Annotated in this window: 14 protein-coding genes and 1 pseudogene; 13 read left to right on the forward strand and 2 right to left on the reverse strand. The window is 64.4% G+C overall.

What is annotated here, in order from left to right; translation table 11 throughout:
• Positions 1–28 precede the first annotated feature (28 nt).
• Positions 29–886, reverse strand: a pseudogene (locus QUH67_RS12820) (Mrp/NBP35 family ATP-binding protein); the annotation flags it as partial.
• Between the two features lies 1 nt (position 887).
• Positions 888–2,876: a 4Fe-4S binding protein gene (locus tag QUH67_RS12825; RefSeq protein ID WP_300947057.1), complete on the reverse strand. Its 1,989-nt coding sequence runs from the start codon at positions 2,874–2,876 to the stop codon at positions 888–890.
• Between the two features lie 183 nt (positions 2,877–3,059).
• Here QUH67_RS12825 and QUH67_RS12830 point away from each other — a divergent pair, with 183 nt between their 5' ends.
• From QUH67_RS12830 to QUH67_RS12890, 13 genes are all read left to right on the forward strand, one after another.
• The gene (locus QUH67_RS12830; RefSeq protein ID WP_300947058.1) at positions 3,060–3,815 is read left to right on the forward strand and encodes a biotin/lipoate--protein ligase family protein; all 756 of its coding nucleotides are present in this window, start codon (positions 3,060–3,062) and stop codon (positions 3,813–3,815) included.
• A gap of 7 nt (positions 3,816–3,822) precedes the next feature.
• A complete protein-coding gene (locus QUH67_RS12835; protein ID WP_300948025.1) occupies positions 3,823–4,398 on the forward strand; it encodes a DUF6505 family protein in 576 nt (191 codons plus the stop codon).
• Positions 4,395–5,414, forward strand: a complete 1,020-nt coding sequence (locus tag QUH67_RS12840; protein WP_300947059.1) for a DUF6352 family protein — start codon at positions 4,395–4,397, stop codon at positions 5,412–5,414. Before QUH67_RS12835 ends, QUH67_RS12840 begins: the two co-directional genes overlap by 4 nt.
• Before the next feature lie 28 nt (positions 5,415–5,442).
• Complete coding sequence (locus tag QUH67_RS12845; RefSeq protein ID WP_300947060.1) at positions 5,443–5,955, forward strand: DUF3305 domain-containing protein; 513 nt, start codon at positions 5,443–5,445, stop codon at positions 5,953–5,955.
• On the forward strand, positions 5,952–6,650 hold the full coding sequence (locus QUH67_RS12850) for a DUF3306 domain-containing protein (protein WP_300947061.1): 699 nt from the start codon (positions 5,952–5,954) through the stop codon (positions 6,648–6,650). The genes QUH67_RS12845 and QUH67_RS12850 overlap by 4 nt, the downstream gene beginning before the upstream one ends.
• Before the next feature lie 105 nt (positions 6,651–6,755).
• Positions 6,756–7,544, forward strand: a complete 789-nt coding sequence (locus QUH67_RS12855) for a molecular chaperone TorD family protein (RefSeq protein WP_300947062.1) — start codon at positions 6,756–6,758, stop codon at positions 7,542–7,544.
• A 32-nt stretch (positions 7,545–7,576) separates the two neighbouring features.
• Positions 7,577–7,792: a hypothetical protein gene (locus QUH67_RS12860; protein ID WP_300947063.1), complete on the forward strand. Its 216-nt coding sequence runs from the start codon at positions 7,577–7,579 to the stop codon at positions 7,790–7,792.
• Between the two features lie 13 nt (positions 7,793–7,805).
• On the forward strand, positions 7,806–10,772 hold the full coding sequence (locus tag QUH67_RS12865) for a formate dehydrogenase subunit alpha (RefSeq protein WP_300947064.1): 2,967 nt from the start codon (positions 7,806–7,808) through the stop codon (positions 10,770–10,772).
• A 14-nt stretch (positions 10,773–10,786) separates the two neighbouring features.
• The gene (gene fdh3B / locus QUH67_RS12870; protein ID WP_100418683.1) at positions 10,787–11,383 is read left to right on the forward strand and encodes a formate dehydrogenase FDH3 subunit beta; all 597 of its coding nucleotides are present in this window, start codon (positions 10,787–10,789) and stop codon (positions 11,381–11,383) included.
• A 69-nt stretch (positions 11,384–11,452) separates the two neighbouring features.
• A complete protein-coding gene (locus QUH67_RS12875) occupies positions 11,453–12,478 on the forward strand; it encodes a formate dehydrogenase subunit gamma (protein WP_300947065.1) in 1,026 nt (341 codons plus the stop codon).
• Between the two features lie 32 nt (positions 12,479–12,510).
• A complete protein-coding gene (locus tag QUH67_RS12880) occupies positions 12,511–12,666 on the forward strand; it encodes a hypothetical protein (protein ID WP_300947066.1) in 156 nt (51 codons plus the stop codon).
• A gap of 23 nt (positions 12,667–12,689) precedes the next feature.
• Positions 12,690–13,061 carry a DUF971 domain-containing protein gene (locus QUH67_RS12885; protein ID WP_300948026.1) on the forward strand — a complete coding sequence of 124 codons (372 nt, stop codon included), beginning with the start codon at positions 12,690–12,692 and terminating at the stop codon, positions 13,059–13,061.
• A 23-nt stretch (positions 13,062–13,084) separates the two neighbouring features.
• Entirely contained in the window at positions 13,085–14,407 is a 1,323-nt protein-coding gene (locus QUH67_RS12890) for a c-type cytochrome (RefSeq protein WP_300947067.1), read from the forward strand.
• Positions 14,408–14,469 lie beyond the last annotated feature (62 nt).

The following is a 14,469-nucleotide window of genomic DNA, read 5'->3' on the forward strand; positions in this document are numbered from 1 at the left end:
TTTCCGATAAGATCATGATCTAGCGCCTCTACTCGATGACGATGCGCGGCGGCGGCCGGTGCGCCGCGCCGGTGACGATCGCGGTCCAGATCTCGCGCGCGATGCCGATATAATGTTGCGCGTGGACGCCGTCGGGTTCGATCGCGACGATCGGACGGCCGTCGTCGGAGGTCTGGCGGATCTGCATGTCGAGCGGGATCTCGCCGAGATAGGGAATGCCGCGGAGCATCGCTTCGCTCCGCGCGCCGCCGTGGCCGAAGATCGGCGTGACGTGATGGCAGGTCGGGCAGCAGAAGCTCGACATGTTTTCGATCAGGCCGAGGATCGGAATGCTCACCTTCTCGAACATCGCAATGCCGCGCCGGGCGTCGATCAGCGCGATGTCCTGCGGCGTCGAGACGATGACGGCGCCGGCCAGCGGCACCTGTTGCGCCATGGTGAGCTGCGCGTCGCCGGTGCCCGGCGGCAGGTCGACGACGAGAATGTCGAGATCGCCCCACGCCACCTCGCGCAGCATCTGCGTGATCGCCGAGATCACCATCGCCCCGCGCCAGATCATGGCGCTGTCTTCCTCGACCAGAAAGCCGATCGACATCACCTTGACGCCGAAGCGCTCCAACGGCTCCAGCATGCGCGGCCCGATCTGCCGCGGTTTGCCGCGCAGGCCGAACAGCCTTGGTTGCGACGGACCGTAGATATCGGCATCGAGAATGCCGGTCTTCAGTCCCAGCGCGGCAAAGCCGAGCGCGAGATTGCAGGAGGTGGTGGACTTGCCGACGCCGCCCTTGCCGGAGGCGACCGCGATGACGTGCTTGACGCCGGGAAGGCCTGAGGCCTTCGACGTCGCGCGGGCTTGGCGACTGGGAGGGGGTGCGGACACGGGTTGCTCACGATCCAAGCGGATCGTCCTTCTTCACATCGCGCGCGCGCAGATAATCCTCCGTCGTCATGACGGGCGGTCGTTGCGGCGCCGCGTGGGGATCGAAACTCTCATTCACCACCGCTTCGACACGGCAGTCCGCGCACATCTTGATGACGTCGAGACGCCTGGCGTTTGCGCCGTGGAACATCCAGTGCTTCTCGCTGAGTTTCGCCAGCACGCGGTCGATTGAGCTTTTGGTGCCGAACGGTTTGCCGCATGCGACGCAGTGGAACGGCTCTTCCTCCTTCAGCACGCGTTGCGGGCTGTTCCAGGCCTGGAAGTCGAGCTGTGGCTCGATGGTGATAACCTTCTCCGGGCAGGTGGATTGGCAGAGCCCGCATTGCACGCAAAGGCTCTCGGTAAAGCGCAGCATGGCGCGGTCGGGATTGTCGGACAGCGCGCCGGTCGGGCAGGCGGTGACGCAGGCGTGGCACAGCGTGCAGCCCTCGACATCCAGTTTCACCGTGCCGAACGGCGCGCCCGGGGCCAGCGGCACAACATCGACCGGCGTGGGCGCGGCGAGGTGAAGCTCGCGAAACGTCGTCTCGAGCACGCCGCGCTTGGCGCCGCGCGGCAAGAGGCCGGCCGGCTTTGCCGTCGCGACGCCGCGAGGCGCCGTATCCAGCCTGGCGCGCAACGCGTCAGGATCGTCGGTCTCGATGATCCGGATGATGCCGTTGCCGAAACCGAGCGCGCTGACGACGCGATCTGCGGTTTCGACCGCGCGTCGCAGCGCCGTGATATCGTGACGCGGTTTTGCGCGCGTCAGCAACGCGACGCCGCTGCCGCCATAGGCAAAGACAGCGGCGATCAGCTCCGGGCTGAGCTGCGTCATCTCGTTGACGCGCAGCGGCAACACGTTGGCCGGCAGGCCGTCACCGAACCGCGCCAGCGCTTCGATGATTTCCTCGCCGTGCTCGCCGTCGTGAAACAGCACGACGCCGTCGTGTCCGCCCGCCTTCCGATAGGTCTGCAGCAGCGTCCGCATCCGCCGCATCAAGGCGTCAGCGCTCGGCAACGCGTAGGATGCCGCGCCGGTTGGGCACACCGATGCGCAGGAGCCGCAACCGGCGCAGACATTGGCGTCGATCGCGACCGCGTTGCCGTCAGGCGTGATCGCGCCGGTCGGACAAAGGTCGAGACAGCGCGTGCATCCGGTGATGGACGAGCGCGAATGGGCGCAGAGCGACGGCTCGAAATCGATAAAGCGCGGCTTGTCGAAGGTGCCGACCAGCGCGCCGGCGTCGGCCATCGCGCGCTCGACGGCCGCCTTGTCGCGGGGATCGGCGCGCAGATAGCCGGGGCGCAGCTCGTGTGCGGGAAACAACGGGAGGCCGCCCGAGAGATCGAGGATCAGATCGCAGGTCGAGGTCGCCCCGTTGCGGGGAGAGCCGAATACGAGTTTGGCGCGCGAGGACGGCGATGGCAGCGCATAATCGTCTATCGCAAGTTCGAACTGCCCGAGATGTCCGCGCGCGTTCCGGATCGTGCCCTTGAGCACCGGAAATTCGTTGGTCCGGCGCGGTGTCACGTCACCCGGCCTGGTCAGAAGAACGGTGATGTCGAGGCGATCGGCGAGACGCTGCGCCGCCTCGATCGCGATCTCGTCGCGGCCATAGATCAACGCGACGCCGCTGCTTTCGAGCGTCACCAGCGAGATCGGCGGCATCTCCTCGTCCGCTGCGGCAATCAGCGCCGCGGCTTTTGGTCCCGCAGCGGCGGCATCCTTCGACCAGCCGCCGGTCTCGCGAATGTTGACGAAGGTGAGGTTCGCTTGCGGGCTATTCTCCGCGACTTCCCGGAATAGCGGCTCTTCCTGGGTGCAGGCCACCGTGATCGGCGCGCCGTCTGCAAGCGCTTGCTTGAAAAGGTCGAGGTCGAGGCCGCAAAGCTGATTCGCTTGCGCGATTCCGGCCGGGCAGCCACGGCCGATCGCTTCCGCGTCGAGCGGCATGGTCTTCTCGCAACTGCAAATCAGGAGGCGAGACGCCGCACTCATTTTTAATGCCCTAAACCCGATTGCCTGATCCCACGGTTCTGCGGTAACCGCTCGGAGAGACATCCGCAAGATACAATGGCCGCTTGGGTGGCGTAGCATATACCTGCGACCCATCAAGCAATGAGGGAATAGTTTTTCGTGATCGCTCGTCCAGCGGATACGGAACAGGTGCTCGATCTGCCCCCCGGTTATACTTTGGTCGCGTTGCGCGAGCTCGGCGATGCCTTTGCGCATGCCTGCGAGATCGCGGCGGAGGCGGGCGCAGGAACATTGGTGTGGGTGCGCCGCTACGATTTGGTCGAGTTTGCGGTGGTGCTCGAACCTGACGAACCGCTGCGCTCGGCGCGCCGGGCGTTGTTTGCCGGCATGAACGCGCTGGCCGACGCAATTGCCGCCCATTGTCCGCCAGAGCGGGAGGTTTTGTTCGACTGGCCGGATGCGGTCCGTTTCGACACCGGATTGCTCGGTGGCGGACGGTTGGGCTGGCCGGCCGAATGCACCGAAGACGGCATACCCGAATGGCTGGTTTTCGGCGTGATCCTGCGTGCTGCCGACATGGCGCATGTTCCGGAGGTGCAGGCGGCTTCCGGGGTGTCGTTGCTGGGTGAAGGTTTCGAGATGGTCGATACCGATGCCATCATCGAGAGTTTTGCCCGCCATCTGATGGCCGCATTTGACCGCTGGAAGGAGCGCGGTTTCGAGGCGGTCGCGCGGGATTATCTGGAGCGGCTTCCCAAGCACAAGGCCGGCGAGATCAGAGGCATCGACGTCAACGGCGACCTCCTGGTCAGCCTGCCGGCCGGTCGCGAAGCGCCGGCGCGAAGCAGTCTTGTGGATGCGCTTCGACGCGCCACTTGGTATGATGCGCAGGCGCGCGGTCCGAAACTCGGATGAGGCGGACATGCTGAAGTTTCCGCGAACCATCAGGCTCGATCCGTCGGATACGTTCGTGTTCGCGCGGGCAGCCGAACCCGGCGAATGGGCGGTTTCCGGTGCCTTTGTGTTCTGGAACCGCGATCCGGCCGCGCTCGAACAGAAGCAGCGCGTGGCGCTGCGTTCGGGCTTTCTCGGCATCGATAGCCTCGGGTGGTCGACGCTTGCCATCGTCACCGAAGCGACGGAAGCGGAGCGGGAGACGATGATCGAACGGTTGGCCAGGCAATTGATGGAGAAGTTCGGCGCGCCCGATGCAAATGCGGGGCGGCTTGCGGCCGAGGAGGAGATCGCTTTCGCAGGCTCGCTGTGTCATCATCCGCTGCAGACGATCCTCGCTGTACAGCGCAGTGTCGAAAACGGTGAAATCCACGAACGCTTTCGTACGCTTAAACCTCGCTCCGATGCGGTAGATGCCGACCGGTTGCACACCCATGCCAGCGCCTTTACCTTCCATGAAGTGGAAGGCGATGTTGAACCTGCCGAAGAGGTCGATCTTCGCGGGCTGATCAGGACCGGCGCCAGCACGACGGATCGCACATGAGAGAATTCTGGGTCGCCTCGGGCCATCATCTCACGCGTCGCGCTGATCACGGCGGCCTGGTTGCGACGCCTGAACTCGTCATGGCCTATCTGGCGCGGCCTGAACTGATGCCGCCGGCGGACGCCTGCGATGCCGAGCGCGATCTGCATGCCAGCCTGATGGCCGACCCGCTGCGCGCCGTGTCGGGCGCGGACATCGAGCGGCTCGCCGACGCTGATGCACGCGAAAACTGGTCCTTCATGATGAGCTTTCGCGATCGGCTGCTGGCGGCGCCGTCGCTCGAGTCGGTTTATGTCGCGCTGGCCCGCAAGGGGGCCGGCGACCTGCCGCCGATCTTCCTGTCGCAACTCTGCCACCTGATCCTGCGCAACGCCCTCGAAGGCTGCGAGGATCCCTATACGCTGCGCGCGGCGGAATTGTTCTATCGCAGCCAGCTGGCGGCCGTTCACGACGGCACGCTGCTGCTGGCCGATGCGGAAGTGATCGAGGCCGAGCAGCTTGCCCGGCACGACCTGCATTCATCGCCGCTGACGGCGATGCTGCAACAGCCGAAGACATTCGGCGAGATGGACGTGATGGACGACGAAAACGCGTGGACCTACTGGTCGCGGTCGGACGCGCACGCGATGGTGATGAATCTCGGTGGTAACGCGAAGGCGCGTGCCGCGCTATGCCGGGTCATCGAGCGCTGGATCGCACATCTGCTCGGCGTCGCCGTCAACGTCGAAACCACGGCGTCGATCGAGGATCGCGACTGGCGCTGGTTTATCGGCCTCGACAGCGAAGCGACGCGGATCGGCAATGCGCTTTGGCGCGGCGAGCGGATGGATGGCGGCGTTGCCGAACGCATCGTGGCGTTGATGCGCCTGAGCTTCGAAGATGCGAGGCTGGTGGATGAGCGGGTTGGCGCCAAGCCGGTCTACCTCATCCTTGCCATGGGCGCGGACAAGGTGGTCAGACTGAAGCCGCAAAATCTGATCGCGGGTCTTCCACTGGCGGCTGCGACCGCCACATGATCCACCGAAGAGAGGGTCGAAAATGGCAATGACAGAGGCATCCCGCGAGGTCGGCGTGGTGGTGCGGCGTCGTTCGGTCGACAATCCCTGGATCGACGAATTGTGGTCGCCGGCGCTGATCCTGGATGAGGTCCCCGCCACCGCGCCCTGGACCGTGTTGTCCACCGAGGCCGATACCACGACCTATTATGCCGGCGCAGCCAGCATCGAGCTGTTCAGCGCGGAAACGGCGAATTATCGCGATAACCTCGCCGATGGCGCGCCGCGCATCTGGGTAGCGCTGCGGCGCCAGGAAGGCGGCGCCGAACTCGAGCTGACGAAAGTGACTGCCGACCCGACCGAAGGAGAGGCGATGTTCGAAAGCGGCTGCGACGTGATCGGCACCGTGCCGATGCCGCCCGAGATCGCATCATGGGTCGCTGCCTATGTCGACCGGTTCCATGTCGAGCGCGTGTTCCACAAGCGCAAGCGGGATCGCGCGACGGGCGAGCGGCCGCGCGTGCCGGACGGGCGGTCGGACGAAGGGACGGGACGCCGATGAGTGGCCCTGACGATTCCGATCGCAGCTTTCTGGCGCGCTGGTCGCAGCGCAAGCAGGAGGCAAAGCAGCCGGAGCCAAAGCCGGACGCGCAAGCGGTCGAAAATGCCGAATCATCGGGCTCACCCGAACCGGAAGGGCAGGATGTCGCGCCGCAATTCGATCTATCGACCTTGCCGAAGCTCGAAGAGCTGACCGGAAGCACCGACATCACGGCATTTCTGCGCAACGGGGTGCCCGAACATTTGCGAAATGCAGCCTTGCGAAAATCATGGGCGCTGGACCCCGCGATTCGCAATTACGTCAGCCCAGCGCTCGAATACGCTTATGACTGGAATGCGCCAGGCGGGGTTCCCGGTGGCGGTGAACTTGATGCGGGCGTCGATGTGGCCCGGCTGGTGTCGCAGATCATGGGTAAACCTGCGGCCGAAACGATCAATTCTGACTCGAATTCTTTGGAAGACGTCGCGGTTTCTCGCTCCGGACCATCTGCATCCGATCTGTCGGAAGAGTCTATCGGGCGCGTGAATGAGACGGATGCGCCGGAAAATAAAGCCATTTCAACGGCCGATGACGATAACGGCGAATCAATGTCGCCCGAACAATCTCCGCAGATGGGAACTGTTGCGCCGCAACAATCGCTGCGACGTCATGGCACCGCAAAACCGATCGTTAGACAAAAGTTTCTGCGGACATAGGCACAGCCTATGTTAGAAACTCTCAGCTTGGAATAATTCCAATTCTAAGTTTGTTTGCCTGGGGACACGGGCGGGCGCGAGTGCGGCAGGAGAATCGGTACCACCATGCGTGATGCCGGGCTGGAACTAGCTATCAAGACAGCGGGTGGCGTGGGGTCGCTGGCGCGTAAACTGGGCATTGCGCAGCCGTCGGTTTCGGCGTGGTCGCGCATTCCGGCGGAGCGCGTTCTTGCCGTCGAGGCTCTGACGCAGGTCGGGCGCTTCGTGCTGCGTCCCGATCTATACGGAACACCCGAGGATCAGGTGAAATCGCACATCGAGGTCGATGAGATCGATCAATTGCGCGCAGCGGAATACGGCCTGCTGTCGTTACTGCTGGGCAAGGCGCCTGACGCCGACACGCTCCGGCGTGTGGCGACGCTGAAGGGCGACGCGTCCGATCTCGGTATGGCGCATATCGAACTCGCTGCAGCAGCTGCGGCGACTGACGATCGCGCCGTCAGCAAGGAATTCTTCGACCTCTTTATCGGCCTCGGTCGCGGCGAACTGCTTCCCTACGCCTCCTACTATCTGACCGGCTTCCTGCACGAGCGACCGCTGGCGCGGGTGCGCGCAGACCTGGATGCGCTCGGAATCGAGCGCGCCGGCACCTCGCGGGAGCCGGAAGATCACATCGCGATCCTGCTTGAGGTGATGGCGGGTCTCGCGCGCAACGACTTCGAAGCCGAGTTCGCCGAACAGATGCGTTTTTTCGAGCGGCATCTCAAGCCGTGGGCGTCACGGATGTTCGCCGATCTCGAAATGTCGCCGACAGCGCGCTTCTACCGCACCGTCGGTCGCGCCGGTCGCGTCTTTATGGAACTGGAATCCGAGGCCTTTACGCTGTCCGAGTGATGGCGACAGGTAACGTGGAAAAGGAGATCGCAATGAGCAAGCCATCTGAAGGCAAGATCAAGCCACCGGCCGCGGTCGTGGATCGGCGCAGCCTGTTCTTGATGGGCGGATCGGCGGTCGCAGCGGCTGCCGTTGTGCCGCTCGCCGGCGGCGAGGCGGTTGCGGACGAGTCGCAGGCCGAGCGCGTCAAGGCGCGCTACAAGGAAACCGATCACGTCAAGAACTACTATCGCGTCAACCGCTATTGATGGGACAACGCTCATGTTGATGAAGCGAAAAGACGGATCCGCGGGCAGGGCGCGTTTGCAGGGCATCGCCGCCGGCCTCGCGTCTGGCGTTCTCGACCGCCGCACGTTCTTGCGACGTTCCGGCCTCGCCGCGGGGGCGGGCGCCGCGATCGGACTGATGCCGCTCGGATCGGTGCGCAAGGCGCAGGCCGGGCCGAAGATCGTCGGAGCGCCGACGGAAATCAAAAAGAACATCTGCACGCATTGCTCGGTCGGCTGCACCGTGATTGCCGAAGTGCAGAACGGCGTCTGGGTCGGCCAGGAGCCGGCATGGGACAGCCCGATCAACCGCGGTTCGCATTGCGCCAAGGGCGCTTCGGTCCGCGAACTCGTTCACGGTGATCGCCGGCTGAAGTACCCGATGAAACTCGTCAACGGCGAGTGGCAGAAGATCGCGTGGGACCAGGCCATCAACGAGATCGGCGACAAGATGCTCGAGATCCGCGCCAAGTCCGGCGCCGACTCGGTCTACCTGCTGGGCTCTGCGAAATTCTCCAACGAAGGCGGCTATCTGTTCCGCAAATTCGCGGCGTTCTGGGGCACCAACTCGATCGACCATCAGGCCCGCATCTGCCACTCCACCACCGTCGCCGGCGTCGCCAATACCTGGGGCTACGGCGCGATGACCAATTCCTACAACGACATCCGGAATTCGAAGACCATCGTCTTCATGGGCTCGAATGCCGCCGAAGCGCATCCTGTTTCACTGCAGCACATTTTGACCGGCAAGGAGACCAACCGCGCCAACGTGTTCGTGCTCGACCCGCGCTTCACCCGTACCGCGGCCCATGCCACCGAATACGTCCGGTTCCGCAGCGGTACCGACATCGCGGTGATCTGGGGCATGCTGCACCACATCTTCAACAATGGCTGGGAAGACAAGGAATTCATCAAGCAGCGCGTCTACGGCATGGACCAGATCCGCGCCGAAGTCGCGAAGTGGACGCCCGAAGAAGTCGAGCGCGTCACCGGGATTCCCGGCGAACAGGTCAAGAAGGTCGCTGAAACCTTCGCCAAGCAAAAGCCCGCGACCTTCATCTGGTGCATGGGCGGCACCCAGCACACCGTCGGCACCGCCAACGTCCGTGCGTATTGCAATCTGCTGCTGGCGACCGGCAATGTCGGCACATTCGGCGGCGGCGCCAACATCTTCCGCGGCCACTGCAACGTGCAGGGCGCGACCGATATCGGCCTCGATATCACGACGCTGCCGCTCTATTACGGCCTGGTCGAAGGCGCCTGGAAGCACTGGGCGCGCGTCTGGGAAGTCGAGTACGACTACTTGCAGGCGCGCTTCGACGAGGTGCCGGCGAAGTCGGGCCGTCCGGCGCGCACCCGCAAGCAGAACATGGAACTGCCGGGTATCCCGTGGACCCGCTGGTTCGACGCCACGCTGGCCAACCCTGACGATGTCGATCAGCGCGACGTCGTGAAGGGCGTGGTCATCATGGGCCACGGCGGCAACACCATCCCGCGCATGACGGAAATGGTGAAGGGCCTCGAAAAGCTCGAATTGCTGGTGGTTGCCGATCCGCATCCAACGACGTTTGCTGCGATTTCGGACCGCAAGAACGGCACGTACCTGTTGCCGGCTTGTACCCAGTTCGAGACTTCGGGCTCGCGCACGGCTTCCAACCGTTCGATCCAGTGGGGCGAACAGGTCGTCAAGCCGATCTTCGAATCGAAGGACGATTACGAGATCATCTACCGGCTTTCGTCGAAGCTCGGCTTTGCCGACCGGATGTTCAAGAACATCAAGGTGGAGAACAACCGTCCGGTACCTGAGGACGTGCTGCGGGAAATCAACCGCGGCGGCTTCTCGACCGGCTATTCCGGCCAGTCGCCGGAGCGGCTGAAGGTGCACATGAACAACCAGGGCAAGTTCGACCTGGTGACGCTGCGCGCCAAGGCCGACGAACCCGAGATCGGCGGTGACTATTACGGCCTGCCGTGGCCGTGCTGGGGCACCCCGCAGATCAAGCATCCGGGCACGCATACGCTCTACAACACAAACCTGCACGCCAAGGACGGCGGCGGCACGTTCCGCGCCCGTTTCGGCGTGGTGTACGAGGAGAAGCAGCCGGACGGCTCGGTGAAGAACGTCAACCTGTTGGCCGAAGGTTCCTACAGCAAGGGCTCCGAACTGACCGACGGCTATCCCGAGTTCACCTACGGTGTGCTCAAGAAACTCGGCTGGGACAAGGAACTTACCGAGGCCGAACTGGCGACGATCCAGAAGATCGGCGGCAACAATCCCGATACCGTCGGCTGGGCGGTCGATCTGTCGGGCGGCATCATCCGCGTCACGCTCGAACATGGCGTGATGGCGTATGGCAACGGCAAGGCGCGCGCGGTGGCGTGGAATCTGCCAGATCCAGTGCCGGTCCATCGCGAGCCGATCTACACGGCGCGGCCCGATCTTGTCGCGAAATACCCGACGCGCCCGGACGGGCGTCAGTTTCGCATGGCCAATCTCGGCTTCTCGGTCCAGAAGGCCGCGGTGGACAAGGGACTTGCCAAGCAATTCCCGATCATCCTCACCTCAGGACGTCTGGTCGAATACGAAGGTGGCGGCGAAGAAACCCGGTCGAACAAGTGGCTTGCCGAGTTGCAGCAGGACATGTTCGTCGAGGTCAACACCTCGGACGCCGCCGAACGCGGCATCAAGGATGGCGGCTGGGTCTGGGTGCTGGGACCGGAAGGCGGCTCGAAGGCCCGCGTCAAGGCGCTGGTAACCGACCGTGTCGGCAAGGGCGTGGCGTTCATGCCGTTCCACTTCTCCGGCTGGTTCCAGGGTGTCGACCAGCGCAGTAAATATCCGAAGGGGGCCGATCCCATCGTGCTCGGCGAAAGCGTCAACACCATCACTTCGTACGGCTACGACCCGGTGACCGGCATGCACGAGGGCAAAGTGACCCTGTGCCAGATCCAAGCGGCGTGAGAGGAGAATAGATCATGGCTCGCGTCAAATTTCTGTGTGATGCCGACCGGTGCATCGAGTGCAATGCCTGCGTGACGGCCTGCAAGAACGAACATGAAGTGCCGTGGGGCATCAACCGGCGCCGCGTCGTCACCATTAACGACGGCAAGCCCGGCGAACGCTCGGTCTCCATGGCCTGCATGCACTGCACGGATGCGCCGTGCGCCGCGGTCTGTCCGGTGTCGTGCTTCTACACCACGGCCGACGGCGTGGTGCTGCACTCCAAGGACCTCTGCATCGGTTGCGGCTATTGCTTCTACGCCTGTCCGTTCGGCGCGCCGCAATATCCGAAGGTCGGCAATTTCGGATCGCGCGGCAAGATGGACAAGTGCACCTATTGCGCGGGCGGCCCGGAAGCCGATTCGACGCCGGCCGAATACGCCAAATACGGCGCCAATCGCCTCGCCGAAGGCAAACTGCCGATCTGCGCCGAGATGTGCTCGACCAAATCGCTGCTCGCGGGTGACGGCGCGATCATCGCCGAGATCTACAAGGAGCGGGTGATGAAGCGCGGTTACGGCTCCGGCATGTGGGGCTGGAAGACGGCTTACGCCGATTCACCGACCGGCTGATCCCAAGGCCGCCACGCCCCGGCGCGGCGGCACTTGCCTAATTCCAATAACCTAAGGGGCGTTGTGCACATGCCAAGCTCATCTTCAATTCTCAATCTCGCCGGTTTCAAGGCGCTGCTCGCCGCATTCGCGCTGCTGGTGGTGGTCGCACAACCTGCCACGGCCCAGCTATCCTTCAAGCCGACCGCCGAGGCGGTGCAGGAGGACAAGCTCCTGAATGCGCTGAAGGAGGGCGACAAGATCACCGGCCGCATTTCGATCCCTGACCGGAACGCCGCCAACCTGATCCAGCCTGCCGGGCGCGACTGGCGCGACTTCCATCGCAGCAAGCTGCCGTGGATCGGCGGCATTGCCATTCTCGGCATGCTGGCCGTGCTGGCGATCTTCCTGATGATGCGCGGCCGGATTCGCGTGCACCAGGGCCTTTCGGGGCGGACGATCCTGCGCTTTGCCAGTTTTGAACGCTTCACCCACTGGCTGACGGCGAGCTGCTTCATCATCCTTGCGCTGTCGGGCCTGAATGTCAGCTTCGGCCGCACGCTGATCCTGCCGTTGTTCGGCGCGGACGCCTTTTCGGCCATGTCGGCCTGGGCCAAGCTCGCGCACAACTATCTGGCGTTCCCGTTCATGCTGGGCCTCGTCGTTATGTTCCTGATCTGGATCAAGGACAACATTCCGGCCAAGGTCGATCTGGAGTGGATCAAGCAGGGCGGCGGCATTCTCGCCAACGGCAAGCATCCGCCAGCGCGGCGCTTCAACGCCGGCCAGAAGGGCATTTTCTGGATCGTGATCATCGGCGGCGCGCTGATGTCGGTGTCCGGCTGGTTCCTGCTGTTTCCCTATCTGCCCGATAACGTCACGGAGCTGCAGTTCTGGACCATCATCCACGCCGTGATCGCGATGCTGTTCATCGCCGCGATGCTGGCGCACATCTATATCGGCTCGATCGGCATGGAGGGCGCGTTCGATGCGATGGGGACCGGCGAGGTCGATCTCAACTGGGCCAAGGAGCATCACGCGCTCTGGGTCGAGGAACAGCACAAGAAGTCTGGCGCGCCGTCCGACCGTACGCCGCACGCCGTGCCGGCCGAGTGATCCGTTGGCCTCGTCAAACCTGAGGAAGTGACATGAAATCCTTTGTTCTGGCTGTGGCATTCGCCATTCTCGCCGCCGTCAGCGTCGCGATGGTGCTCAACAAGATCCAGGAGCCAAGCTCGGTCGCGTTCACGACGTCAGGCGCCAGGGTGGGCGATCCCGGCAACAACCTGATCGGCCCGAGCTGACGCCGGCGGTGCGCGTGCCCGACGTGACGCTGGCGTGGCCGGTCGAAATCCGCCTGCCGAAGGACCGCCGTTCGCTGCACGTTGCCTTTGACGACGGCCGCACTTTTGACTTGTCCGCCGAACTGCTCCGGGTGACAAGCCCGTCGGCCGAGGTGCAGGGGCATTCCGAAGCCGAGCGCAAGACGGTCGGCGGCAAACGCAATGTGACCATTCTTTCCGTCGATCCTGTCGGCAACTACGCCGTCAGACTGGGATTCGACGACATGCATTCGACCGGCATCTATTCATGGGCGTTCCTGCGCGACCTCGGCGAGAACGCCGAGCCACGCTTGCAGGCTTACCTGGACGACCTCCAGGCCAAGGGGCTCGATCGCGACAGGCCGGGCGTGCGCTGAAGGCGATGCGGATGCAGCAACGCATGGCCGCAATCGGCTCATTCGCCAGGGTTATGCTATCGGCGTTTGCGATTGTTGCCGCCTTGTCGGTCGCGCTGGCTGCGGGCACCACGGAGGCCGTCGCGCAACTGCGCGGGCACGGCGGGCCGGTGCGGGCGCTGGCGATAGCGGCCGACGGGCAGACCGCGATCTCCGGCAGTTTTGATTCGACGGCGATCCGCTGGTCGCTGGCGCGCAATGCCGCCGAGCAGGTGCTTCGCTTCCACGCCGACGCCGTCAACGCCGTCGCACTGCTGAGCCCGGGGCGTGCCGCGACCGCCGGCGCGGATGGCCGCATTGCGATCTGGACTCTCGGCAAGACGGAGCCCGATGCGGTGCTCGAAGGCCACACCGCGCCGATCGCCGCGCTGGCGGTATCGCCTGATGGCGCAACGCTCGCGTCGGCCTCATGGGATCACACGGTCAGGCTTTGGCCGCTGGCCGGCGGCGCGCCGCGCGTGCTCGACGGGCACACCCAGAACGTCAACGGCGTCGCGTTCACCGCCGATGGCCGCGCCGTGATCAGCGTCAGTTACGATCTCAGCGTTCGCATCTGGCCACTGTCCGGCGCGCAAGCGCCGGCCGTCGTTCCGATGCCGACCCCGCTGAATGCCGTGGCCACAGGCGCGGACGGTGAAATTGCGGTCGGCGGCGCGGACGGCAAGGTCTATTTCCTGACCGCAGGCGGCGCGCCGGCCGGCGAGGTTGCCGCAGGGCCAAGGCCGGTGATCTCGATTGCGATTTCGCCGGACGGCGCGCTGCTCGCCGCCGCAGGCATCGGCGGCACGGTTGCGGTGATCGACCGCAAGGCGCGCACGCTCGCGCGCACGCTGGTCGGTCCCGGCCTGCCGGTCTGGTCGGTGGCCTTCATGCCGGATAGCCGCACGCTGCTCACGGGCGGCGCTGACAGCATCATCCGGCGCTGGAATGCAGCGACCGGCGAACCGGTCGATCCGATTTTGCTGGAGACGGCAGGCGATCCGCTCGCCGCCTATGCCGGCGATCGCGGCGCGGAGATCTTTCGCGCCTGTGTCGCCTGCCACACGCTGGGCGCTGATCAGGCCAACCGCGCCGGACCCACGCTCTCCGGAATCTTCGGCCGGCGTATCGCCACCGCATCCGGTTACGATTTCTCCGACGCGCTCAAGCGTCTCGACATCGTCTGGACGCCCGAGACGGTCTCAAAACTGTTCGAGGTCGGGCCGCAGGCCTATACGCCCGGCACCAAGATGCCGGAGCAGCGTATCGGTTCCGAACAGGACCGCGCTGCGCTCGTGCAGTTTTTGCAGCGCGCAACGAAGAAATAGCGCGGGCAGGGGTGTAAGCCGCCGCGGTTCGCGACGATCTCGACGTTCCAATTCGCGATTTT

It is taken from the genome of Bradyrhizobium roseum, assembly GCF_030413175.1.
GTDB classification, from domain to species: Bacteria; Pseudomonadota; Alphaproteobacteria; order Rhizobiales; family Xanthobacteraceae; genus Bradyrhizobium; species Bradyrhizobium roseum.

What these genes read in the sequence shown, in the direction of transcription:
- QUH67_RS12825 (WP_300947057.1), bottom strand. Translation starts at nt 2,876, where the DNA reads ATGCCGCTCGACGCGGAAGCGATCGGCCGTGGCTGCCCGGCCGGAATC.
- QUH67_RS12835 (WP_300948025.1), top strand. Translation starts at nt 3,823, where the DNA reads ATGCTGAAGTTTCCGCGAACCATCAGGCTCGATCCGTCGGATACGTTC.
- QUH67_RS12840 (WP_300947059.1), top strand. Translation starts at nt 4,395, where the DNA reads ATGAGAGAATTCTGGGTCGCCTCGGGCCATCATCTCACGCGTCGCGCT.
- QUH67_RS12845 (WP_300947060.1), top strand. Translation starts at nt 5,443, where the DNA reads ATGACAGAGGCATCCCGCGAGGTCGGCGTGGTGGTGCGGCGTCGTTCG.
- QUH67_RS12850 (WP_300947061.1), top strand. Translation starts at nt 5,952, where the DNA reads ATGAGTGGCCCTGACGATTCCGATCGCAGCTTTCTGGCGCGCTGGTCG.
- QUH67_RS12855 (WP_300947062.1), top strand. Translation starts at nt 6,756, where the DNA reads ATGCGTGATGCCGGGCTGGAACTAGCTATCAAGACAGCGGGTGGCGTG.
- QUH67_RS12860 (WP_300947063.1), top strand. Translation starts at nt 7,577, where the DNA reads ATGAGCAAGCCATCTGAAGGCAAGATCAAGCCACCGGCCGCGGTCGTG.
- QUH67_RS12865 (WP_300947064.1), top strand. Translation starts at nt 7,806, where the DNA reads ATGTTGATGAAGCGAAAAGACGGATCCGCGGGCAGGGCGCGTTTGCAG.
- fdh3B (WP_100418683.1), top strand. Translation starts at nt 10,787, where the DNA reads ATGGCTCGCGTCAAATTTCTGTGTGATGCCGACCGGTGCATCGAGTGC.
- QUH67_RS12875 (WP_300947065.1), top strand. Translation starts at nt 11,453, where the DNA reads ATGCCAAGCTCATCTTCAATTCTCAATCTCGCCGGTTTCAAGGCGCTG.
- QUH67_RS12880 (WP_300947066.1), top strand. Translation starts at nt 12,511, where the DNA reads ATGAAATCCTTTGTTCTGGCTGTGGCATTCGCCATTCTCGCCGCCGTC.
- QUH67_RS12890 (WP_300947067.1), top strand. Translation starts at nt 13,085, where the DNA reads ATGGCCGCAATCGGCTCATTCGCCAGGGTTATGCTATCGGCGTTTGCG.